22 protein-coding genes are annotated in these 23,962 nt (G+C 52.4%); 6 read left to right on the top strand and 16 right to left on the bottom strand.

Annotation, left to right across the window (positions count from 1 at the left end; translation table 11 throughout):
- The first annotated feature begins 96 nt into the window (after positions 1-96).
- From rcsF to HV127_RS12840, 4 genes are all read left to right on the top strand, one after another.
- Entirely contained in the window at positions 97-504 is a 408-nt protein-coding gene (gene rcsF, locus HV127_RS12855) for an Rcs stress response system protein RcsF (protein ID WP_110272445.1), read from the top strand.
- Positions 501-1,208 carry a tRNA (N6-threonylcarbamoyladenosine(37)-N6)-methyltransferase TrmO gene (tsaA, locus tag HV127_RS12850; protein ID WP_182236465.1) on the top strand — a complete coding sequence of 236 codons (708 nt, stop codon included), beginning with the start codon at positions 501-503 and terminating at the stop codon, positions 1,206-1,208. The genes rcsF and tsaA overlap by 4 nt, the downstream gene beginning before the upstream one ends.
- A gap of 111 nt (positions 1,209-1,319) precedes the next feature.
- Positions 1,320-3,038 (top strand): proline--tRNA ligase, encoded by a 1,719-nt coding sequence (proS, locus tag HV127_RS12845; RefSeq protein WP_112215843.1) that lies wholly within the window; start codon positions 1,320-1,322, stop codon positions 3,036-3,038.
- Between the two features lie 54 nt (positions 3,039-3,092).
- Positions 3,093-3,914, top strand: a complete 822-nt coding sequence (locus HV127_RS12840; protein ID WP_182236464.1) for a YaeF family permuted papain-like enzyme — start codon at positions 3,093-3,095, stop codon at positions 3,912-3,914.
- Here HV127_RS12840 and nlpE read toward each other — a convergent pair whose 3' ends face one another.
- From nlpE to HV127_RS12825, 3 genes are read right to left on the bottom strand one after another with little or no spacing between them, the layout of a single operon-like run.
- Positions 3,915-4,637 carry an envelope stress response activation lipoprotein NlpE gene (nlpE, locus tag HV127_RS12835; RefSeq protein WP_167492823.1) on the bottom strand — a complete coding sequence of 241 codons (723 nt, stop codon included), beginning with the start codon at positions 4,635-4,637 and terminating at the stop codon, positions 3,915-3,917.
- A 19-nt stretch (positions 4,638-4,656) separates the two neighbouring features.
- A complete protein-coding gene (gene arfB / locus HV127_RS12830; RefSeq protein ID WP_110272450.1) occupies positions 4,657-5,070 on the bottom strand; it encodes an alternative ribosome rescue aminoacyl-tRNA hydrolase ArfB in 414 nt (137 codons plus the stop codon).
- Entirely contained in the window at positions 5,067-5,612 is a 546-nt protein-coding gene (locus HV127_RS12825; RefSeq protein WP_112215841.1) for a YaeQ family protein, read from the bottom strand. The genes arfB and HV127_RS12825 overlap by 4 nt, the downstream gene beginning before the upstream one ends.
- 196 nt (positions 5,613-5,808) lie before the next feature.
- On the opposite strand from HV127_RS12825, the gene HV127_RS12820 reads away from it, so the two are divergent.
- Together HV127_RS12820 and rof are read left to right on the top strand one after the other, a co-directional pair.
- Entirely contained in the window at positions 5,809-6,009 is a 201-nt protein-coding gene (locus tag HV127_RS12820; protein ID WP_110272452.1) for a YaeP family protein, read from the top strand.
- Positions 5,996-6,256 (top strand): Rho-binding antiterminator, encoded by a 261-nt coding sequence (gene rof / locus HV127_RS12815; protein ID WP_110272453.1) that lies wholly within the window; start codon positions 5,996-5,998, stop codon positions 6,254-6,256. The genes HV127_RS12820 and rof overlap by 14 nt, the downstream gene beginning before the upstream one ends.
- 1 nt (position 6,257) lies before the next feature.
- Here the strand turns inward: rof and tilS are convergent, their stop codons facing one another.
- The 13 genes from tilS to bamA form a co-directional block, all read right to left on the bottom strand.
- Positions 6,258-7,574 carry a tRNA lysidine(34) synthetase TilS gene (gene tilS / locus HV127_RS12810; protein ID WP_182240647.1) on the bottom strand — a complete coding sequence of 439 codons (1,317 nt, stop codon included), beginning with the start codon at positions 7,572-7,574 and terminating at the stop codon, positions 6,258-6,260.
- A gap of 69 nt (positions 7,575-7,643) precedes the next feature.
- Positions 7,644-8,033 carry a VOC family protein gene (locus tag HV127_RS12805; protein ID WP_112215840.1) on the bottom strand — a complete coding sequence of 130 codons (390 nt, stop codon included), beginning with the start codon at positions 8,031-8,033 and terminating at the stop codon, positions 7,644-7,646.
- 62 nt (positions 8,034-8,095) lie between these two features.
- Positions 8,096-10,234, bottom strand: a complete 2,139-nt coding sequence (locus HV127_RS12800) for a lysine decarboxylase LdcC (protein ID WP_182236463.1) — start codon at positions 10,232-10,234, stop codon at positions 8,096-8,098.
- A gap of 77 nt (positions 10,235-10,311) precedes the next feature.
- Positions 10,312-12,114: a chitinase gene (locus HV127_RS12795; protein WP_182236462.1), complete on the bottom strand. Its 1,803-nt coding sequence runs from the start codon at positions 12,112-12,114 to the stop codon at positions 10,312-10,314.
- 190 nt (positions 12,115-12,304) lie between these two features.
- Positions 12,305-13,264, bottom strand: coding sequence for an acetyl-CoA carboxylase carboxyl transferase subunit alpha (gene accA / locus HV127_RS12790; RefSeq protein ID WP_181483496.1), 960 nt, complete (start codon positions 13,262-13,264; stop codon positions 12,305-12,307).
- 12 nt (positions 13,265-13,276) lie between these two features.
- On the bottom strand, positions 13,277-16,759 hold the full coding sequence (dnaE, locus tag HV127_RS12785; RefSeq protein WP_182236460.1) for a DNA polymerase III subunit alpha: 3,483 nt from the start codon (positions 16,757-16,759) through the stop codon (positions 13,277-13,279).
- A gap of 38 nt (positions 16,760-16,797) precedes the next feature.
- Entirely contained in the window at positions 16,798-17,394 is a 597-nt protein-coding gene (rnhB, locus tag HV127_RS12780) for a ribonuclease HII (RefSeq protein ID WP_182236458.1), read from the bottom strand.
- On the bottom strand, positions 17,391-18,539 hold the full coding sequence (gene lpxB, locus HV127_RS12775; protein ID WP_182236456.1) for a lipid-A-disaccharide synthase: 1,149 nt from the start codon (positions 18,537-18,539) through the stop codon (positions 17,391-17,393). The genes rnhB and lpxB overlap by 4 nt, the downstream gene beginning before the upstream one ends.
- Entirely contained in the window at positions 18,539-19,327 is a 789-nt protein-coding gene (gene lpxA / locus HV127_RS12770; protein ID WP_110272459.1) for an acyl-ACP--UDP-N-acetylglucosamine O-acyltransferase, read from the bottom strand. The genes lpxB and lpxA overlap by 1 nt, the downstream gene beginning before the upstream one ends.
- Before the next feature lie 3 nt (positions 19,328-19,330).
- The gene (fabZ, locus tag HV127_RS12765; RefSeq protein WP_004145858.1) at positions 19,331-19,786 is read right to left on the bottom strand and encodes a 3-hydroxyacyl-ACP dehydratase FabZ; all 456 of its coding nucleotides are present in this window, start codon (positions 19,784-19,786) and stop codon (positions 19,331-19,333) included.
- 101 nt (positions 19,787-19,887) lie between these two features.
- On the bottom strand, positions 19,888-20,913 hold the full coding sequence (lpxD, locus tag HV127_RS12760) for a UDP-3-O-(3-hydroxymyristoyl)glucosamine N-acyltransferase (protein ID WP_112215833.1): 1,026 nt from the start codon (positions 20,911-20,913) through the stop codon (positions 19,888-19,890).
- Positions 20,914-20,916: 3 nt separating this feature from the next.
- On the bottom strand, positions 20,917-21,402 hold the full coding sequence (gene skp, locus HV127_RS12755; RefSeq protein ID WP_110272461.1) for a molecular chaperone Skp: 486 nt from the start codon (positions 21,400-21,402) through the stop codon (positions 20,917-20,919).
- Between the two features lie 124 nt (positions 21,403-21,526).
- Positions 21,527-23,944, bottom strand: coding sequence for an outer membrane protein assembly factor BamA (gene bamA / locus HV127_RS12750; RefSeq protein ID WP_182236454.1), 2,418 nt, complete (start codon positions 23,942-23,944; stop codon positions 21,527-21,529).
- Between the last annotated feature and the right edge of the window lie 18 nt (positions 23,945-23,962).

The raw sequence follows: 23,962 nt of genomic DNA, 5'->3' as shown, positions 1-23,962 counted from the left end.
GTAATATCATGCAGGGCGGGCTTTATGCCCGCCTTGTCATTTATGCAAGCACCTGATTCAATAGCGCCCTGTTTTATTATTTACTGAGGAAATACTATGCGTGCTTTACCGGTCTGTTTGTTAGCACTCATGTTAAGCGGCTGTTCGATGTTAAGCAGATCTCCTGTTGGCCCTGCACAAAGTATGGTAAGTCCGCCAGCCAAATCAGAACCGACAAAGCCGAAAGCGACGCGTCCGGCTCCGGTAAGAATCTATACTGATGCCGCAGAATTGGTGGGTAAACCTTTCCGCGAACTGGACGAAGTTACCGGTGAATCATGTCAGGCATCGAATCAAGACTCTCCGCCAAATATCCCGACAGCCCGTAAACGTATGCAGGTTAACGCTGCAAAAATGCAAGCGAATGCCGTTTTGCTGCATCGTTGTGAAGTCACCAGCGGTACGCCAGGCTGCTACCGTCAGGCTGTTTGCTTTGGCTCGGCTCTTAACGTTTCGGCGCAATGAGTGCCTTTCAGTTTGCACAGATAGGCGTGATTCGCTCGCCATATAAAGAAAAGTTTGCCGTCCCCCGCCAGCCTGGATTAGTCAAAAATGGTGGCGGCGAATTACACCTCTTGCCTCCTTACAACCAGGCCGATGCCGTACGCGGCCTGGAGGATTTCAGTCATCTCTGGGTGCTGTTTGTTTTTCATCAGACGATGGAAGGCGGCTGGCGCCCAACCGTCCGCCCGCCTCGCCTCGGAGGAAATGCGCGGATGGGCGTATTCGCCACCCGTTCAACCTTTCGCCCTAACCCAATAGGCATGTCGCTGGTTGAGCTAAAAAGTATTCGCTGTCAGAAAGAGCAGGTTATTCTTGAGCTAGGGAGCCTGGATCTGGTAGATGGAACTCCAGTGGTCGACATAAAACCTTACCTGCCGTTTGCAGAGGCATTGCCAGACGCCAGCGCCAGCTATGCTCAGCAGGCTCCGCTGGCGGAAATGGCGGTCTGCTTCACGCCAGAAACAGAAGCTCAGCTTTTGACGCTGGAAAAACGCTACCCACGGCTGAAGATGTTTATCACCGAAGTACTAGCGCAAGATCCGCGACCGGCTTATCGCAAGGAAGAAGAAGCAGGAAAAACATATGCCGTCTGGCTGCTTGATTTTAACGTGCGCTGGCGGGTGATTTCGTCCGGTTTTGAAGTCTTTTCTCTCGAACCACGCTAATTTTATTTTCCTCTCTTTTGGCATCTTTGCCACACTGGTAAACTAAACCACTTTTTTTGTGTCAGGCTGGCTTTCGGCCTGTACCGATCGCCCAAATGGAACCGTAACAACATGCGTACTAGCCAATATCTGCTCTCCACTCTGAAGGAGACACCTGCCGACGCCGAAGTCATCAGCCATCAGCTGATGCTGCGCGCCGGGATGATCCGCAAGCTGGCCTCTGGGTTGTATACCTGGTTACCGACCGGCGTGCGCGTCCTGAAAAAAGTCGAAAACATCGTGCGTGAAGAGATGAACAACGCCGGTGCGATCGAGGTGTTAATGCCGGTCGTTCAGCCATCTGAACTGTGGCAAGAGAGCGGACGTTGGGAGCAGTACGGCCCGGAACTGCTGCGCATTGCTGATCGAGGCGATCGTCCTTTCGTACTCGGTCCGACTCATGAAGAAGTCATCACCGATCTGATTCGCAACGAGCTGAACTCCTATAAGCAGTTGCCGCTGAATTTCTTCCAGATTCAAACAAAGTTCCGTGATGAAGTCCGTCCTCGCTTTGGCGTCATGCGCTCACGCGAATTCCTGATGAAAGATGCCTACTCTTTCCATACTTCTCAGGAATCTCTGCAAGAGACCTATGACAAGATGTACGAGGCCTACAGCAAAATCTTCACCCGTATGGATCTGGATTTCCGTGCGGTGCAGGCTGATACCGGCTCTATCGGCGGCAGCGCTTCCCATGAATTCCAGGTACTGGCGCTGAGCGGCGAAGATGATGTGATCTTCTCTGATTCTTCCGATTACGCGGCCAACATTGAGTTCGCCGAAGCTGTTGCGCCGAAAGAACCACGCGCTGATGCAACCCAAGAAATGACGCTGGTCGATACGCCGAATGCGAAAACCATCGCCGAACTGGTTGAGCAGTTCAATCTGCCAATCGAGAAAACCGTGAAAACCCTGCTGGTGAAAGCGGTAGAAGACAGCGCATATCCTCTGGTTGCCCTGCTGGTTCGCGGCGACCACGAGCTGAACGAAGTCAAAGCCGAGAAGCTGCCGCAGGTTGCCAGCCCGTTAACCTTCGCCACCGAAGAAGAAATCCGCGCCGTTGTGAAAGCAGGTCCAGGTTCTCTTGGGCCAGTCAACATGCCGATTCCCGTGGTTATTGACCGCACCGTTGCGGCAATGAGCGATTTTGCCGCTGGCGCGAACGTGGATGGTAAGCACTACTTCGGTATTAACTGGGATCGCGACGTAGCGACTCCAGAAGTAGCTGACATTCGTAACGTTGTTGCCGGTGACCCTAGCCCAGACGGTCAGGGGACACTGTTGATTAAACGCGGTATTGAAGTGGGTCATATCTTCCAGTTAGGCACCAAGTACTCAGAAGCGATGAAAGCCTCCGTACAGGGCGAAGATGGTCGCAACCAGATTCTGACCATGGGTTGCTACGGTATCGGGGTGACTCGTGTGGTGGCTGCGGCCATTGAGCAGAACTTTGACGATCGCGGGATTTTGTGGCCGGAAGCTATTGCACCGTTCCAGGTTGCTATTCTGCCAATGAACATGCACAAATCCTATCGTGTGCAGGAGCTGGCCGAGAAGCTGTACGCTGAGCTGACCGCTCAAGGTATCGAAGTACTGATGGACGACCGCAAAGAGCGTCCGGGCGTGATGTTTGCCGATATGGAGCTAATTGGTATCCCACACACCATTGTGCTGGGCGATCGCAACCTCGACAACGACGATATTGAGTATAAACACCGTCGTCACGGAGAGAAACAGTTGATCAAGACCGGCGATATCGTAGATTACCTGGTCGCACAAATTAAAGGTTAATACCAAAAAGAGGCTCTGATTTTTCAGAGCCTCTTTTTTACAAGGATTGTAATCATGGCTAACCGAGCTGCAAGTTACGGCTTACTTTTTCTCATATCTGTATTGCTTTGCGCCTGTACGATGGACCTCAGCCAGCCTGATCCTTCAGAATCGACTATTAACAAGCAATCAAAACAATGGGCAATCAAACTTCAACGTCAGGGCTCAATTACAGATAAAGCACTGCTTGAGATTAGCGAAAAAGATCTGCGCCCCGGAGACTTGCTTTTCTCTTCCAGTATTGGCGTCACATCGCTGGGGATCCGTGCTTTCAGCACATCTTCCGTTAGCCACGTCGCCATCTACCTCGGGGATAGCCAGGTTGCAGAAGCCACAGGCGCTGGAGTACAGATTGTATCCCTTAAGCAAGCAATGCAGCACAGCGATAAACTATTTGCCCTAAGAGCACCAGACCTCACACCTCAACAGGCCGCAGAAATTAAAAACTTCGCTTATAAAAATAAAAACAGCGGCTATAACTATCGCGGCATTATCGAATTCATCCCTTTTATGATGACAAAGCAGATGTGTTCTCTGAATCCTTTCTCCAGAGATTTTCGCCAGCAGTGCGTTAACGGTCTGGCCAAAGCTCAGCTAAGCGACATTGCTCCCGAAGATAAGAAAACCTGGTTTTGTTCTGAGTTTGTCAGCGATGCCTTCGCTAAAGCCGGGCATCCGCTGACAATGGCGCAGCCGGGCTGGATTAGCCCCTCAGACCTGCTGCATATGCGCGAAGGCGACGTTTCCACCTTTAAGCCCGAAACACAATTACTGTACGCCGGGCATCTAAAGCTGGGGGTTTATATTAAAACAAGCCGCCTCGTAGGGCTGAATTAATCAACGAGTATTGCAATCTTTGTTTTGATAAAACGACCCTGCAGAATCCGTCGCCAGAACTTTAACCGGCTCTCCCGTATCAGGGTTAGCTTCGAGGGTAAAATGCCCTTCTACCACCAGCAATACTGGACGTGTATCTGTACCACGCGCAGCAGCATAGCCACGCTCGAGCTGAGCGTTGTTAGCCACAGCCACTCGCTTACCGGTCGCACAATCGGTAAATGTCGCCGCATCCGCCATATAGAAGTACATTCCACGCATCGCCATCGGTGTTATCGGCAGGCTGGCTTTGACCGACTCAAGCGTATAATTCAGCGTCGACTCAATGGGATTACCGTCACGATCGAGCATTTCTAGCTTGTCGCCTTTTGCACGATAATAAGACTTCTCGCCCTTACTATCAGTCAGCACCAGTTTATCGGCAGTGCGCGCCCAGATACCGTAGGAAGCAAAAGAGGAAGGCTCGCGGCTAACCCCCTGATAGCGTTCATTCATGACCCAGGTACCATCTTTCTCCAGAAAGAGCGTGGTTTCGATACCTTCACAATCGGCACAAGGCAATACGCCACGCCAGCTCTGCTGCATCGGTTTGAGCTCTTCCATCGGTGTAGGTTGTAACGTTTCAACTTCCGAACGATGATTACAGCCAAACAGCGCAAAAAGCGAACAAGCCGCCACGACTGAAAATACGATTTTCTTCACTGTAAATTCCTTATAATCCATTCCACCCGTTCGTCACGCCTTAAGGACGAACTTTCCCACGCAGCGCTTTGACTGAGGATTTTTGCGCCTTAGAGGCAAGTCGACGCTCTTTGGATGCCCGAGTCGGTCGCGTCTCCCGGCGACTTTTTTGCACTGCGGTTAATTCTTGTATTAGGGCAACCAGGCGAGCAATCGCCGCTTCGCGATTCATTTCCTGGCTGCGATATTCCTGAGCCTTAATGATAACCACACCGTCAGCAGAAATTAAGTGGTGGCTGGCAGCAAGCAGACGTTCCTTATAATACTCAGGCAGGCTTGATGCCTTAATATCAAAGCGCAAATGAATAGCCGTTGATGCCTTATTCACGTGCTGACCGCCCGCACCCTGCGCACGTATACCGGAAAGAGAGATCTCTTCATCCGCAATCGCCACGCTGCGGCTAATGGTAATCATGCGGGTGTTTGCCAGGCCGTTAAGTTAATTTCCAGATTATTCTTAGCGTCGGATAACCAGATACTGCCATCCTGGATAGTCGCCTGCAGTATCATCGTACGATCGGCAAATGCACTGAGCTGCGCCAGTTGAGTATCATCCAAATACCAGACCGTCAGCTTCGAAAACTGTGCCAGTTTACTCTTATTCTGCTGCCACCAAATTTCAGCCGCCCGACTATTATAGGCAAACAGCGCAACCTCTTGTGCCCGTGAGCAAGCTTTTTTAATCCGCCGATCGTCAGGCAGCCCCAGTTCAATCCATAAATCAACGCCCAGATGATCGTTAAGCAGCCAGAGCTCCGCTTCATCATCGGAAGACAAACCGCGGGTAAACTGCAGACGCTCGTTGGCATATTTGATCCACGCCAGCAGTCGCAGCATCATGCGCTCCTGGGTTTCAGACGGATGCTGAGCTAACGTCAGACTGGCATCCAGAAACTGGTTACGGTCCAGGTCAGCCACGTTCACCGTCGCTTTATAAATCGTCGCTTTCAGCGCCATGAATAAACTCCTGATAAAAATGGCGTACATTGTAGCTAAACTCACGACAAAAGGCTGTCAGCAATCAAAGGATCCCGTTTCATCCTGCTGATATTGCTTAAATGACTATGGTATAGTCACCTTGCTAAACAGAGTTTATCTTCGTAGGCTTAAACTTACATCCCACGGTTGAGTCAGGATGCTGACAGGAGGGCATGTGGACAAATATTGTGAGTTAATACGCAAGCGGTATGCGGAAATAGCCAGCGGGGATCTGGGGTATATTTCGGACGCGCTCGGTTGCGTGTTGAAAACATTGAATGAGATTGCGGCGGATCAGGCCCTTTCTGAGTCAGTCAGGGAAAAGGCCGCTTATGCGGCAGCAAACTTACTGGTGAGCGATTATGTCAATGAATGATACTTATCAACCCATCAATTGCGATGATTATGACAACCTCGAACTTGCCTGCCAGCACCATTTAGTTCTGGCGCTGGCGCTCAAAGATGGCGAACAGCTGCAAGGGAAGGCCAACGATCTGATCTCGCGCAAAAACATCGAGTATCTGGTAGTAGAACTCGCCGGCGACGTCCGCGAGCTACGCCTGGATAAAATCGCCAGTTTCAGCCACCCGGAAATCGGTACCGTCGTGGTCAGTGAGTCCTGAATCAAAACGGGTGGCCCTGGTCACCCGTTTTCCTCCACACCATCTGTACGCCTTTACCTTGCTCTACTCGCCCCTCTTGCGTGACAAACAGGTCATCGGCGGCAGCAATCAGCGTTTCGCCATAAAACAGTAACGGCGTAGTATCACGACGCCAGGGGGCTACGCCCAGTTCCTGCCATATCTTCTTCAGCTTGCGGCCACCGTGGCGGCCCACGATATGTAGATTACCGCTGGCACGAAAGCGTATTGTCACCGTATCTCCCTGATTCGGCTCACGTAACGCCCCACCAGGTTGTAACGCCAGCTCACCAAGATCAGCGGGTAACAACAGCGGTTCTGAAATATCGGGCCAGCTCAGCACGGCTTCTGTCTGACCCGGAATATACTTAACCCAATGCAGCCGCTGCTGATAACGACGAACGGTAAAATCGCCAAGACGTAGGCAAGGAAATGCATCTTCTCGCGCCTGTGCGACTTCACGCCAGATGCGCTCCGGTACATCGCGAGAAGGCATTAGCGCATTGTGCGCACCGAGCCAACGCCGCAGCAGCGCAGCCCGACGCGGCGCGCTCAGCGTAGTTAACGGCTCGACCGCCAGAGAACCGTCCTCCGCCATCAGCGTGGCGAGCTCCGCTGCCAGCATTTCGTCAAGCAGTTGTTCCTGCTCGCCGCACAGGCTGGCGCTACGGGCTACGGCCTCAGCAAAATGCGGCCATCGTGCGCTGAGTAACGGAACGATACGTAGGCGGAGAAAATTACGGTCGTAAGCATCATCCTGGTTACTTTCATCTTCAATCCAGGTGAGCTGATGAGTCATTGCCCACTGATATAGCGACTCGCGACGTTCATTGAGCAGCGGGCGCAATAGTTTCGTTCCGGCAAAGTTAGATTTACCCGACATCGCCGATAATCCGGTCGGTCCACTCCCCCGCTTAAGCGCCAGCAGGAAGGTTTCACACTGATCATCAAGATGTTGTGCGGTAACGAGTGCTTCTCCAGGCAAAAGCGCCATACGGAATGCCTGATAGCGAGCTTGCCGCGCGTGAGCCTCAATCCCCAGCCCCTCATCGCCGAGCACCACTCGTTCGACCAAAAGCGGCACCTGCCACTGCTGACAAACTTGCTGGCAGTGCGCCACCCAGCCATCGGCATTGGCGCTTAGCCCGTGGTGAATATGAATCGCCCGCAGTTGAATGGTTGGATCTTGTTCACGCCAACGGACCAGGCGGTGCAAAAGAACGGTCGAATCCAGCCCGCCGCTGAAGGCCAGCAAAAACTGGCGGTACGGTTGGAGCGTTTGCGCAAGATCTGAGATCATCATCATGTGAGTACTGACTGAGGAAAGCGTGTCCGGCACGTTACCCGGCAGGACACCTTCTGACAAGAATTACTGTTGATAGATTTCCAGCGGCAAGCCATCGGGATCATTGAAAAAGGTGAAGCGCTTATCGGTGAACGGATCGATACGTACGCCTTCACAAGCGACACCGTGCGCCTCAAGATGGGCAACGGCGGCATCAATGTCATCAACGCTAAACGCCAGATGACGTAATCCGCAGGCTTCAGGACGGCTTGGGCGCGAAGGAGGAAACGGGAAAGAAAACAGTTCAATGACATATTCGCCATTTAACGCCAGATCGCCCTTCCACGAATCGCGCTCTTCACGGTAAAACTCCCCCTGGAGAGTAAATCCCAAAATGTCGCAGTAGAAAGCTTTACTCTTCGCATAATCCGTCGCAATGATGGCGATATGGTGAACCCGTTTTAAACCCAGCATCGTAAAACCCCTCCTGTTGAAGCCTGCAAAGTTACTCGCGCCACCCGTAATCGCGCAAGCACTTAGTCATTTTTTAAGACTCGAACCCAATACACGCCGTCTTCATCACGTTTCGCCCCGTGGATGTCGGTTTCAAAACCCGGATAATGGCGCCCAATAGAACACAGCATTAACAGGAAATCGAGTACCGCCCGGCTCTCTTCGGTAATCATTTCCCCAGGCATCAGCAGCGGAACTCCCGGTGGATACGGCAGGATCATATTGGCTGAAATGCGTCCGACCAGATTCTCCAGCTCAATGGTCTCCACTTCACCTTTAATTTGCCGCTGCCAGGCTCGGTAAGGTGTCATTTTCATCTCAGGCAGAACATCAAAGGCACGCAGCATCAGTTGAGAAAGCTGGTGCTGGCGAATCAAGCGATGAATACCCTGAGCCAGTTCCTGAATGCGCATGTTGCGATAAAAATCCGGATCCTCAGCATAGAGATCCGGCAACATATTCTTCACTCGCAGATTCAGATCGTAAGAGCGCTTAAATTCCGTCAACCCACGCAGCAGTCCCATTGCGCGGGTTTTATCAATGCCGATACTGAAGAGAAACAACAGGTTATACGGCCCGGTTTTTTCAACCACCACACCGCGCTCATCGAGGAATTTCGCCACCAGCGAGGCTGGGATACCCTCATTATCCATGTTACCTTGCTCATCCATTCCGGGCGTCAGAATGGTCACTTTCACCGGGTCGAGGAACATATGGTCATCATCGGCATCCTGAAAGCCGTGCCACTGTTCACCCGGTGCGACTGGCCAGCACTGCGCTTCCCCCACCTCTTCCGGCTGCCAGATATCAAAGAACCAACCGTCAGACTCTTCACGTAGCCGCTGCACCTCTTTGCGAAAATCAAGCGCCCGTTCAATTGAACGCTGAATAAGGCGCCTGCCGGAGTTACCACGTAGCATCGCCGCAGCCGTTTCGATGGAGGCGACAATCGGGTAGCTCGGCGAGGTCGAGGTATGCATCATAAAAGCTTCATTAAAGGTATCTTCGTCGTAGCTGCCTTTAATATGGATAAGCGAAGCCTGCGACAGCGCCGCCAGCATTTTATGCGTCGACTGCGTTTCAAAGATAACTTTCCCGGCAATGCGATCGCCGCTCATGCCGCTTTTTCCCTGATAGATCGAGTGAAAATGGGTGTAGGGTACCCAGGCAGAGTCAAAGTGAATAGACGGCACGTCGAGGGTTTCTTTAATCCAGGTGGTGTTGTACAACAGTCCGTCATAGGTGGAGTTGGTGATCACCGCATGTACAGGCCATCCAGCACCACCCGCAGCATTTACCTTTTGCTGTATCACATCGCGGGTAAACTCGCGCTTCGGAATACCGCCGAGGATCCCCAGCGCATTGCGCGTCGGTTTTAACCATAACGGCACAACGTCACTCATCATCAGTAAATGCGCCAGCGATTTATGGCAGTTGCGATCGATAAGCAGGGTACTTCCCGCCGGAGCGGAATACATGCCGACAATTTTGTTCGACGTTGAAGTCCCGTTGGTCACCATATAGCTTTGTTCCGCGCCGAAAGCACGCGCAATATACTCTTCAGCCTCCAGATGTGGGCCGCTATGGTCGAGCAGCGACCCCAACTCCGTCACCGAAATAGAAACATCGGCCTTTAAGGTATTACCGCCGAAGAAATCATAAAACAAGCAACCTACCGGGCTTTTTTGATAGGCAGAGCCGCCCATATGCCCAGGGGTGCAGAAGGTATATTTTCCCTCTTGCACATAGTTGAATAATGCTTTAGTGAACGGTGGCGTGATGTTGTCGAGGTATTCGCGGGTGTACTGGCCAATTCGGGTCGCGATCTCTTCCGCCAGCCCAAGCGCATATTCGAAAAACCACAGCGTCATACGTAAATCCTGACCGCTGACATCCATCGTCGAATGCGCGTTGATAAAGGCGTATAGCGGCAGGTATTCATTCAGCTGGTTAATCTCGCTGCACAAATCAACGTTGTACTCATCCCAGTCAAAGATAACCCCACAGATCCGCGGATTATGTTCGATAAACTGCAACAGGTCGGCGCTGTTTTGCGGCCAGATGGTCTGGAAGCCTTGCCGTTGCAGGGCGGCTTCCAGTTCTTTGATCGGTTCGTCTTTGTGATAGACGCCATGGGGGCCCATGATGGCGATGATATTCACGCTTTCCTCCTGGAATTTACCTGAGGGAAGCATCATAACAATCACGCCAGTGCTTAGCACTGGCGGATTTATCTATATTACAACGCTTTCCAGGCATCACCCCAGGCAATACCAGCACCAGGTTCATAGTAAGTCGGCGCAACGTTACACCATGCACCTTCCGGTAGCGGTTTACACTGATACAGTGCGCCGTGGCTATTAACGATATCGCCCGCTTTCCAGGTCTGAGTACTGCTCCAGGAAGGATAGCTGATGGTGCCGCTATCTTTGCCATCTGTAGCTTCATCTGCAGCAGCCGCTTTGGCCTTCACGTTCAGCGTGTAAGTCGTCGTGCTGGACAGCAAGCCATCACTTACCGTCAGGCTGACAACGTACTGCGCATCCTGATCTTTCTCCGGAGCGGTAAAAGTGACAACAGCTTTATCCTGACCGCTAATAGTTTGACCATCCTGAGACATCCAGGTGTAGCTCAGCTTGTCGCCATTAGCATCGGTAGAGCCTTCAGCACTCAGAGAAACCTGGGCACCGGCTTCGATAGCGCCGATCGGGCCAGAGATACGGGCAACTGGCGCAACATTAGTCTCCTGCGCCGGCGTGGTATCTTCGGGCGTAACCGGAGTGGTATCAGTTGTCGAGTCTTCAGCCTGACCGTTGTCGTCTACGATGTTGACGTTGAAGTGGCCCTGGACGCATTTCGCATAGTCACCCGCTTTAAAGGCAGTATATGGCGTCTGATAGCCTACCAGTTGGCAAGCATTCGTTTTGCCATCAGAGGTCTCTGCGCTCCATCCCCAATCTTCTTCCCAGTAGATTGGCAGTGCGCCCGCGCCGCCTTCATCAAACTGCTTCATGTTTTTACAGCCGAGAACTTCGTCATCGGCAATCGGTACTTTCAGATAGTTAGCAAACTCTTTGTAGTAAGCGATACGGTTAAGAGACTGGGCGTTCTCTTCCGCGCCACCGCACTCTACGCCGCCGTTGATAATTTGAATGCTCACGCCAAAGCCCGTGACCAGACCGTTTGCTTTATCATGATCGTTTGGCTGCCAGGTACCATCAATAACGTGCAGCATAGATGGCTTCGGCGGCTGCGGGTAAACAAAGAAGAAGACGGCGCTCGCCAGGTTCATCCAGGTATCAGCAACCAGTTCCGGTTTATCCAACAGCGGGCGAACGTCGCCGCCGTACATGGCATCAGAGAATGGGCCATAGTTGTAGTTGTAGGAGAGCTGTTTCGCCCCGCGACCAAAGTAGCTAAGGAAATCGCCATCTTTGTCTTTACCACACGGCCAGGTCTGACCCTGCCAGATATCCGGGTTACATTCGCCGTTGTAGCCGCCTTTCTGCCCTTCTACCCAACCTACTTCGCGGAGATAGACCAGAGCCTGACGCCATTCAGGAATATCACGCCAGCTTTCATGGCCACCAGTTTCCTGCGCAAAGTGAGCAAACATGGTTGCCAGAGATTTACGGCAGATGGCATCACTGTCGCGACCATCGGTATAGGTACCGCAAACAGCAGGGAATTTACCAACCGCTTTGAGGAAGTTGGAGTAAGTATATTCCGGAGCACGCATCGGGAACAGATAGTCCCAATCTTGCTCAGATAGCATACCCTCAACACGTTTAACGTTTGCCGGGTTGGTCGAAAGACCCGGTTCAATTTTTTCAACTTCACTGTTAGACAGCGTCTGAATGGATGATTTTACCGCATCCATCAGTGGGAAGTCGGTTAATGCTTTTTCTTTAGCGCTCAGATCGCTCGCTTTAATGGTTGTCGCTTCTGTTGCACCAAGTAACGGTGCGGCCTGTGCGGCCCCCAGGCTTAACATGATCCCTGCGGCCACGGCGCTCAACGCGACGGTTTTATACAATGCCATAGTATTTCTCCTTTATCCTTGTTAACTGCCTGCCGGGTCGCAATACCTGGCAGTTGCTGCAGTTTTAGGGAAGAACGGCATCATCTGCTAATCACATTACCTCTCACTGATCTCATCTCGCATCAGTAAACAACACATAAAAAGAGGGTCGGAAAATCCGACCCTTAGAGATAAAAAATGATATTGATAATCAGGCGTAACCGTAGCTCATCAGACGCTGATAGCGACGGTTGAGCAGCTCTTCCTCATTCAGAGTGTCGAGGTCTGCCAGGTCAGCCAGCAGTTGAGCTTTCAAGCTCGCCGCTATCGCTTCCGGATTACGATGCGCGCCGCCCAGCGGCTCCGGAATGATAGAGTCAATCAGCTTCAGCTCTTTAAGACGCGGAGCGACGATACCCATCGCTTCAGCGGCCAACGGCGCTTTGTCGGCGCTCTTCCACAGAATGGAAGCACAGCCTTCCGGGGAGATAACGGAATAAGTGCTGTACTGCAGCATATTCACTTTATCGCCCACGCCAATAGCCAGCGCGCCGCCGGAACCACCTTCACCAATCACGGTGCAGATAACCGGTACGCTCAGGCGTGACATTTCACGCAGGTTACGGGCAATCGCTTCAGACTGGCCGCGTTCTTCCGCTCCCACTCCCGGGTAAGCCCCTGGAGTGTCGATGAAAGTAATGATGGGCATTTTAAAACGCTCAGCCATCTCCATCAGGCGCAACGCCTTACGATAGCCTTCTGGTGCCGGCATCCCGAAGTTGCGACGAATTTTCTCTTTGGTTTCGCGCCCTTTTTGGTGGCCGATAATCATCACCGGACGCCCGTCCAGACGCGCAATCCCACCGACGATAGCTTTATCGTCAGCGTAAGCACGGTCACCAGCCAGTTCGTCGAATTCGTCGAAAGCCAAGCGAACATAATCCAGGGTGTATGGGCGACGTGGATGGCGTGCCAGCTGAGCGACCTGCCATGCGCCAAGATCGGCGAAGATCTTGCGCGTCAGCTCTACACTTTTTTCGCGCAGGCGATGCACTTCTTCATCGATATTAATATCCAGTTTCTCATCCTGGCGGCTTACCGCAGTCAGAGAATCGATTTTCGCTTCCAGCTCTGCAATCGGCTGTTCAAAATCAAGGAAATTCAGACTCATAGTATTCCTGTATTAGTCAAACTCCAGTTCCACCTGCTCCGAGCCGATAAGGCCACGCAGATCGTTGAGTAAACGATCGCTCGGAGAGACGCGCCATGTTGCGCCAAAACGCAACCGCGCGCGCGCATCCGCCCTCTGATAATAGAGGTGTACTGGAATGGTTCCCGAACGATGGGGTTCCAGAGACTGACGGAGTCGGTTTAAAAGCTGGTCATCAATTTGCCTGTCCGTCAGCGAGATAGCAAGCCCGCGAGCATATTTTTCCCGGGCTTCGTCAATGTCCATGACTTCACGAGCGGTCATTTTAAGCCCCCCGCTGAAGTCATCAAAGCTGACCTGTCCGCTGACGATAAGTATGCGGTCTTTTTCCAGCAATTGCTGGTATTTATCCAGGGCATCGGTGAATAACATCACCTCCAGACGCCCGGAACGGTCATCCAGCGTACAGATGCCGATACGATTGCCGCGCTTGGTGACCATGACCCGCGCCGCAATAACGAGCCCCGCCGCCGTGGTCACTTTACCACGATCGGTCGGATGCATGTCTTTGAGTCGTACGCCGCCAACATAGCGTTCGATCTCTCTGAGATACTGGTTAATCGGGTGCCCGGTCAGATATAGCCCCAGGGTCTCCCTTTCGCCCTCCAACACCACCTGTTCCGGCCACGGCTGGCAGTTAGCGTAGGATTGTTCAATTTGTTCCGGCTCTTCTGCCAGAACGCCAAACATATCAGCCTGGCCAATCGCTTCAGCTTTGGCGTGCTGATCGGCAGCCTTCAGCGCATCGCTCAACGAATTCATCAACGCCGCGCGATGCGGGCCGAGGCGGTCAAACGCCCCGGACATAATCAGTTTTTCCAGTACCCGACGGTTTAGCTTTTTGATATCAGTTCGCGCGCAAAGATCAAACAGCTCACGGAAATAACCGCCCTGGTTACGCGCTTCAATGATCGCTTCAATCGGGCCTTCACCAACGCCTTTGATGGCGCCGATACCATAAACGATTTCGCCATCATCATTGACGTGGAAATGGTACAGGCCAGAGTTAATGTCCGGCGGCAAGATTTTCAATCCCATGCGCCAGCACTCATCAACCAGACCGACCACTTTCTCGGTGTTGTCCATATCCGCGGTCATTACCGCTGCCATAAACTCAGCCGGATAGTGCGCCTTCAGCCACAGCGTCTGATAGGAAACTAACGCATAAGCGGCAGAGTGCGATTTGTTAAATCCGTAACCCGCGAATTTCTCCACCAGGTCAAAGATTTTCATCGCCAGTTCACCGTCCACGCCGCGACTCTTCGCACCCTCTTCAAAGGTGCCGCGCTGCTTGGCCATCTCTTCCGGCTTTTTCTTACCCATCGCACGACGCAGCATATCTGCGCCGCCAAGGGTGTAACCGGACAGTTCCTGGGCAATCTGCATAACCTGTTCCTGGTACAGGATAATACCGTAAGTCGGCTCCAGTACCGGTTTCAGACATTCATGCTGCCACTGCACGTCTGGATAGGAGATTTCTTCACGACCGTGCTTACGGTCGATAAAGTTATCTACCATGCCCGACTGCAGCGGGCCCGGACGGAACAGGGCCACCAGGGCTATCATATCTTCGAAGCAGTCAGGCTGCAGGCGTTTGATCAGGTCTTTCATGCCGCGGGATTCAAGCTGGAATACCGCTGTGGTTTCCGAGCGCTGCAGCATATCGAAGCTTTTTTTATCGTCGAGCGGGATAGCCGCGATATCTATCGGCTCCAGGCCCTGCTTCGCCCGACGCGGGTTGATCATTTTCAACGCCCAGTCGATGATCGTCAGCGTACGCAAGCCAAGGAAGTCGAACTTCACCAGCCCCGCGTATTCCACGTCGTTTTTATCGAACTGAGTAACCGGGTTTTGCCCCTGATCGTCGCAATATAGCGGAGCGAAATCGGTAATTTTAGTCGGCGCGATAACGACACCACCGGCATGTTTACCCGCGTTACGCGTGACCCCTTCCAGCTTACGCGCCATATCGATCAGTGCTTTGACTTCTTCATCGGCTTCGTAAATTTCCGGAAGCTGTGGTTCAGCCTCAAAAGCTTTTGCCAGGGTCATACCCGGATCGGGCGGCACTAGCTTGGATATGCGGTCAACAAACCCGTATGGATGTCCCAGCACGCGGCCCACGTCGCGGATAACCGCTTTCGCCGCCATCGTACCAAAGGTAATAATCTGCGAGACCGCGTCACGACCGTACATCTCCGCCACATGTTCGATAACCCTGTCACGTTTCTCCATACAGAAGTCAACGTCGAAGTCGGGCATTGAAACACGTTCCGGGTTAAGGAAACGTTCGAACAGCAGGTCAAACTCTAGCGGGTCCAGGTCGGTAATTTTCAGCGCATAGGCCACCAGCGAACCCGCACCGGAGCCTCGCCCAGGACCTACCGGCACGCCGTTATCTTTCGACCACTGGATAAACTCCATAACGATCAAGAAGTAACCTGGGAACCCCATCTGGTTGATAACCTGGAGTTCAATATCCAGACGTTCATCATATGGAGGGCGGGATTCTGCGCGCTTTTCAGGATCCGGGAATAAAAATTCGAGGCGCTCTTCCAGCCCCTCTTTTGATTTGACGACGAGAAAGTCTTCTGTCGACATTTCCCCGGTCGGGAACTGTGGCAGGAAATATTCGCCAAGCCGCACGGTAACGTTGCAACGTTTGGCGATTTCAACGGTATTTTCCAGCGCTTCCGGAATATCAGAGAACAACTCGCACATCTCCTCCTCGCTGCGCATATATTGCTGCGGCGAGTAGTTGCGTGGGCGCTTAGGATCATCAAGGGTAAAACCGTCGTGGATAGCTACGCGAATTTCATGCGCATCAAAGTCGCCGGTCTCCAGAAAACGGACATCGTTAGTCGCGACAACGGGTAAACCGCACTCTTCCGCCAGTTGCACAGCCGCATGAAGATAGCTCTCTTCATCAGCGCGTCCAGTGCGGATCAGCTCTAAATAGTAACGATCGGGAAAATACTGCTGATAAAAAGAGACGCACTGCTCGACCAACGCCATGTTACCGCGCGTCAGGCTTACGCCAACATCACCCTTGCGCGCGCCAGATAACAGAATGAGGCCTTCCTGATGTTCGACCAACCAGTCGCGATCAATCCACGGCCCCAATGCGCCGTAACCGCGTTGATAAGCGCGGGAGATTAGCAGTGTCAAGTTTTGATAGCCGACGTTATTCGCTGCCAGCACCGTTAGCTCAGTCAGCTCATCACCCATCAAATCGCTCTGGACGTGAAAATCCGCACCGACAATCGGTTTAATCCCGGCGCCATGTCCCGTTCCATAGAACTTCACCAGCCCACAGAGGTTGGTAAAATCAGTGATCGCCAGCGCTGGCATGCCAAGCCCGGCAGCCTTTTTCACCAGTGGTCCGGTTTTCGCCAGCCCATCAATCATGGAATAGTCGCTGTGCACCCGCAGGTGTACGAAACGTGGTTCAGCCATCTTCAGATTCCGCGTTACTTAATTGCTTGCGTGTCGGTTCAGGACGCCAGGCCCAGCGCGCGTTTCACCGGGCCAAAACTGCGCCGATGATGCTCAATTACGCCATGTTCCAGCAGTTTTTGCAGGTGGAAAGCGGTGGGATAACCTTTATGTTGTGCAAAACCGTACTGGGGGTATGCCCGATCCAGTTCGGTCATTTCAGCATCGCGCGTCACTTTAGCCAGAATAGACGCAGCGCTAATTTCCGCCACCCGGCTATCGCCTTTGACAACTGCCAGTGAAGGTACAGGCAGCGGCGGACAGCGGTTGCCATCAATCAGGACATACTCTGGGGGAATACTCAAACCGCCAACAGCGCGCTGCATTGCCAGCATGGTCGCGTGCAAAATATTCAGTTCATCGATTTCATGCGGCTCAGCACGACCGAGGCTCCAGCACAGCGCTTTTTCTTTGATCTCATCGAATAGCGCCAGGCGGCGTTTTTCGCTTAACTTTTTGGAGTCATTAAGACCCACAATCTGTTTTGCCGGGTCGAGAATGACCGCGGCAGTCACCACCGCGCCAACCAGCGGACCGCGTCCGACTTCATCAACTCCGGCAACCAGATGGGTATGCGGATAAACGAATTCCATCATTTTGCTAGCTCCAGTACTGCATCCGCCGCCTGCTCATCAGCGTTACAGCGGATCTGCTGATGCAGCGCACGGAAGGTTTCATGCATATCGTGGCTGGTTTTACCATCGGCCAGCAGCAGCTTCAGCGCGTCGGCTAACGCCTGCGGCTGGCAGTCGTCCTGCAACAGCTCTTTGACCAGTTCGCGCCCGGCCAGGAGATTTGGCAACGACACATAGTCAGTTTTAACCAGCCGCTTAGCTAACCAGAAGGTAAATGGCTTCATACGATAACCAACTACCATCGGACACTTCGCCAGCATGCACTCCAGCGCAGCCGTTCCGGAAGCCAGTAGCGCGGCATCGCTTGCTATCATCGCGTCTCGCGCCTGACCGTCCAGCATATGCACCGCAAGATCCGGTGCCGTTTCCGCTTTGATACGCTCGAACTGCTCCCGCCTCTTCGCATTGACCAGCGGCACAACAACTTCCAGGTCAGGATAATAACCCCTCAGGATCTGCGCCGTTTTCAGGAAATCGGCGCTAAGCATCTCGACTTCAGCGCCGCGGCTTCCCGGCAGTAGCGCCAGGCAGTGCACATCCAGGGCGATCCCCAGGCGCTCGCGCGCCGCGCCTTTGTCCGGATCCAGCGGCATCGCGTCCGCCATCGTGTGGCCGATAAACCGACAAGGGACATTAAATCTGTCATAAAACGCTTTTTCGAAAGGCAGAAATGCCAGTACCAGATCGGTCGATCTGCCAATTTTGAAAACGCGTTTTTGCCGCCATGCCCAAACGGAGGGACTGACGTAATGGATAGTTTTGATACCCTGCTTCTTCAGATTACCTTCAAGAGTGATATTGAAATCAGGCGCATCGATTCCAACGAATACATCGGGCTTAAGATCGGTGAATCGGCGGGTAAGGTCGGCACGAATATGCAGCAGGCGGCGCAGGCGTCCGAGCACTTCGACAATGCCCATTACCGCCAGCTCTTCCATCTCATACCAGGCTTCACAGCCCTCGGCCTGCATCAGCGGCCCAGCAACGCCGACAAAGCGTGCATCAGGTATACGGGCTTTAAGCGCACGGATAAGACCTGCGCCAAGAATATCGCCGGAAGTTTCTCCGGCGACCAGGGCAATAGTCAGGGGACGCGATTCAATCATTAACGAATCAGGCCGCGCGTTGAGCGGGCAAAGAAGTCAGTGAATGCCTGAACTTCAGGGTGCTGAGTCGCCAGTTCGGCGATCTCAGGTTTTGCTTCGTCCAGCGTTTTGCCACTGCGATACAGCAGTTTATACGCGTTGCGAATGGCCGTGATCGCTTCACGGCTAAAGCCACGGCGTTTCAGCCCTTCGATATTGACGCCAAACGGCGTTGCGTGGTTGCCCTGAGCAATAACAAACGGCGGAACGTCTTGCGCAACACCGGAACAGCCGCCAACCATGACATGTGCGCCGATGATGCAGAATTGATGTACTGCGGTCATGCCGCCGATGATAACAAAATCATCCAGCGAAACATGGCCAGCAAGCGTCGCGTTATTGGCCAGAATACAGCGGTTGCCAAGCGTACAATCGTGCGCTACGTGCGCGTTGATCATCAGCAGGTTATCGCTGCCCACCTTCGTTAATCCACCGCCCTGTACTGTGCCACGATGAATGGTGACGCTTTCGCGGATGCGGTTGCGATCGCCAATTTCCACGCGGGTTGGTTCACCAGCATATTTCAGATCCTGGTTAACTTCGCCGATGGAAGCGAACTGATAGATCTCGTTATCGCGGCCAATTTTAGTATGACCATTAATGACAACATGAGACTTCAGTACGGTGCCTTCGCCAATTTCGACGTTAGCGCCAACAATACAAAACGGACCAATGTGAACGTTAGCACCAATAACGGCGCCTTCTTCTACAATGGAGGAAGGATGAATAAAGGCGGTTTTATCAATCACGTATCAGGCCTCCCGGCTACGGGCACACATCATCGTTGCTTCGCAAACCACTTTTCCATCAACCAGCGCAACGCCTTTGAAACGAGTCAGGCCGCGACGGGTTTTCTCAAAAGTGACTTCCATAATCATTTGATCGCCAGGTACGACCGGACGTTTGAAACGCGCTTCGTCGATCCCGGCAAAATAATACAGCTCGCCCGGCTCCAGTTTTCCCACGCTTTTGAATGCCAGAATGCCGGTGGCCTGCGCCATTGCTTCCAGAATCAGTACGCCCGGTAAAATCGGCTTACCAGGGAAGTGTCCCTGGAAAAACGGCTCATTTACAGAAACATTTTTTACTGCGCGCAGAAAACGACCTTCTTCAAAATCCAGCACGCGATCTACCAGCAGGAACGGGTAACGGTGAGGGAGAAGTTCCAGAATCTCTTCAATGTGCAGAGTATGAGTGTCAGTAGTCAAAATACTCTTCCTGTCTAAATATACTAAAGGGCAATAATAACACGGCCTGCGGCAATCTCATGAATGCAACAGGCCGAAAATTTAATGTGTCGGGTGAAGCACTAATCTTGCTGATTAACCTTGCGCTCAATAGCTTTGAGACGCTTGCTCATATCATCAATATTCAGCACCAACGCAGCCGTTTTTCGCCAAACCTTATTCGGTTGCAGCGGAATACCTGAAGAGTAAACTCCCGGCTCGGTGATTGGACGCATAACCATTCCCATCCCCGTTACGGTAACTTTATCGCAGATTTCCATGTGTCCGTTGATCACGCTGGCGCCGCCAATCATGCAGTAGCGGCCAATTTTCAGGCTGCCCGCCATGATCACACCGCCAGCAACGGCAGTATTGTCGCCAATCGTCACGTTGTGCGCAATTTGACATTGATTATCGATGATCACACCGTTGCCGATCACAGTATCGTCCAGCGCACCACGATCAATGGTAGTACAAGCGCCAATCTCCACACGATCGCCAATAATAACGCGACCCAATTGTGGGATCTTAACCCAATTACCACGATCGTTGGCGTAACCAAAGCCATCCGCACCAATTACCGTACTGGACTGGATCAGACAATTCTCGCCGATCTCAATATCGTGGTAAACGGTCACATTGGCCCACAAACGCGAGCCAGCACCAATTTTCGTATTTTTCCCAACGAAGCATCCCGCGCCGATAACAACGTTATCGCCGAGCACAACGCCCGATTCAATAACAGCATTCGGGCCAATAGCAACGTCAGTACCCAGCTTAGCCGTGGCGTCAATAACCGCGCTGGGCGCGATATTCTGCGCCGGCTGCGGCGTGGTATCAAGAATTTGAGCCATGCGCGCGTATGTCAGGTAGGGATTACGCACTACCAGCGCGGCACTATGGGCAAAGGGCAAATCATCCTGCGTCATCACGACAGCAGACGCCTGGCAAGCGGCCAGGTGTTCACGGTACTTAGGATTTACCATGAAAGTAATATGGCCCGTTTTAGCGGATTGCATGGACGCAACGCCGGTGATGACGATATCGCCATCACCGTGTAGTTCTGCATCCAACTGTTGTGCTAAATCAGCCAGTCGAATTGAAGGCATTACTTATTTAACCTGTTTCAGCACATCAGCGGTGATGTCTTTTACATCGCTGCTGTTGTATGCCACGGCATTAGAGTCAACAACCAGATCGATGCTCTGATCTTTAGCAACGCTCTGTACTGCGCTCTGGATACGAGTCACCAGCTTGCCACGTTCTTCGTTAGAACGACGTGCGCGGTCCTGCTCGAAAGACTGGGCTTTCTGGGAGAAAGTCTGGCGCTGAGCCATCACGTCTTTTTCCAGTTTGGTACGGTCAGCACCGGCTTTCATGGACTGCAGACGCTGCATTTTAGACTGCAGGTCGCCTTCCATACGCTGCAGCTCGCTTGCGCGGCCTTTAAACTCGTTTTCCAGCGTGTTAGAAACGCCTGTTTTCTGGGCAACCTGTTGGAACAAGTTGTTCATGTTAACCATTGCAATTTTATCTGCCGCCTGAGCGGAAGTTACCATTGCTAAACCCAGACCTGCAGCTAATAACCACTTTTTCACAATAAACTCCTTACCATCCCATGAGTACCCTGAGGTACCGTTATTTGCGTGGCCAGGCGATAACCTCAGTTATCGCCAATAGTCAGCGCTATACTGCTCTTGCATTCCATTGCAGCCAACACAATTACCAGGTTTTACCGATGTTAAACTGGAACTGTTCAGCTTTGTCTCCATCGTACTTTTTAAACGGCTGGGCGTAGGAGAATACCAACGGCCCTAACGGCGACATCCACTGAACTGCGATACCCGCAGACATACGAATGTTGTTCGGATCGCTATAGTCAGGAACTCCAGCGGCTCTCGTCGCCGCAGTATTCTGCCAGTTCGTATCCCACACGGTACCCATATCCCAGAAGAAGGAAGTACGGACCGAGTTCGCATATTTATCGCTAATAAACGGCGTTGGGGTGATAAACTCGAGGCTGGCAACCGCCATGGCGTTACCGCCCACCGCATCATCTGATTTACAGTCTTTACCGTCAGAATTGGAGCACTCTTCGTAGTCATCATCATCCCCAGCATAGGCCCCTGATTTATAGACCGCCTTCGGACCGATGGTATTAGACTGGAAGCCGCGCACGGTGCTAGAACCACCCGCATAGAAGTTCTCATAGAACGGCATCTCTTTGCTTCCAATACCGTCACCATAACCCAGTCTGGTACGTCCCAAAACTACCCATTTGTGATCGTCATCAATCGGCACATAGGTTGCCGTATCCAACGTCGCTTTGTAGTATTCGTTGTCAGAGCCCGGAATTGTCACTTTACCATTCAGGTTGACACGTGAACCTTCGGTCGGGAAGAAACCACGATCGAGCTTGTTATATGTCCAACCGTAGTTGAAGGTGAAATCATCAGCAGAGAAGCTGTTGGTATTATCTGCCCCCATTGATGCAAGGTAACGATCCATAGCGACCTGAGGCTGCATATTGGACAGCTTGTTATGCACGTAGCCCAGACCCGCGCGCAGCGAATTGTATTCGTTGACCGGGAAGCCCAGCGTGATGTCTGTACCATAACTTTTGTTGGTATAGTCAGACAGGTCCGCATCGTTAGCATCGAAGTCGTTATAGAAGACACGACCACCGAGGCTAACGCCATCCACGGTAAAGTACGGGTTAGTCACCGACAGTTCAGTATAGGTCTGGTAATCGTTTTTGGTGCCGTTAATACCAACAGAATAGCCGGTACCGAGCCAGTTATCTTGCTGAACGCCAGCCTGGAAGCTAACGCCGCTTTCAGTACCGTAACCAACACCAAAGTTAAAGCTACCGGTATTACGTTCTTTAACCTTGTAAACTACGTCAACCTGATCCGGGCTACCCGGTACGCGCTGCGTATCGGTATCAACCGTTTCAAAATAGCCCAAACGGTTCAGACGATCTTTACCCTGGTCAACCAGGTCGCTACCCAGCCAGGCACCTTCCATCTGACGCATTTCGCGACGCAGAACGGAATCTTTCGAGGTATCGTTACCTTCAAAACGCACTTTACGCACGTAATAACGGTTACCCGCATCCACGTTAACGTGTAGCTTCACAGTCTTGTCGGTATCGTTAATTTCCGGCTGGGACTGAACGCGCGGATAGGCGTAGCCATAGCGACCGAGGAGTTTCTTAATGTCATTCTCCATTTTGGTCACTTTGGTGCCGTTATACAGCTCGCCCGGCTCCACTTTGGTCAGCGCTTCGATTTCTGCCGAATGTCCCGCCAGATCGCCCGTCACCTGCACACCAGAAAGCTTGTACTGATCGCCTTCGGTAATGTTGACGGTGATGTAGATGCCCTTTTTGTCCGGCGTCAGGCTAACCTGCGTGGAATCAATGTTGAAACGGGCATAGCCGCGATCCAGATAGTAACTACGCAGAGTTTCGAGGTCCCCTGCCAGCTTCTGTTTCTGGTATTTGCGATCGCCAACCACGTTCCACCATGGCACTTCATCTCGCAGCTGGAATGTCGAAATCAGTTCATCCGTGCTGAAAGCATGATTGCCGACGATATTGATCTGCTGGATTTTAGCCGATACGCCTTCCTGGAATACCAGTTTCAGGTCGACACGGTTACGCGGCAGCGGCGTCACGACAGCTTTTACGCTGGCGCTGTACTTGCCGACGCTGTAGTAAAAATCTTCCAGCCCTTTTTCAATATCAGCGAGCGTGGTGCGATCGAGAGATTCCCCTACGCGTACGCCGGATGCCTCAAGGTTTTGCTTGAGCATGTCATCTTTCACCGACTTATTGCCGGAGAAAGTGATGCTGGCAATCGTTGGACGCTCTTTCACCTGCACCAGCAGGGTATCACCATCGCGCAGGACGCGGACATCCTCAAAGTTGCCAGTGGCAAACAGAGCACGGATGGTGTTACTGATATCATCATCGGTTACGGTATCGCCAGGACGCACTGGCATACTGAGGAGGGCCGCACCAACAGCGACACGCTGCAAGCCGTCGAAATGAATGTCCTTCACCACGAACCCTTCAGCACCGTATACGGTTGCGCTGCTAAACAGCAGCGACGCTATGAGCAACTTTTTCATCGCCATCGTTATTATGCGTTCTTC

It is taken from the genome of Klebsiella sp. RHBSTW-00215, assembly GCF_014103785.1.
In the GTDB taxonomy this organism is placed as follows: domain Bacteria; phylum Pseudomonadota; class Gammaproteobacteria; order Enterobacterales; family Enterobacteriaceae; genus Klebsiella.
Note: the sequence above shows the minus strand (reverse complement) of the source record. Positions and strands in the feature narration are given on the sequence as shown.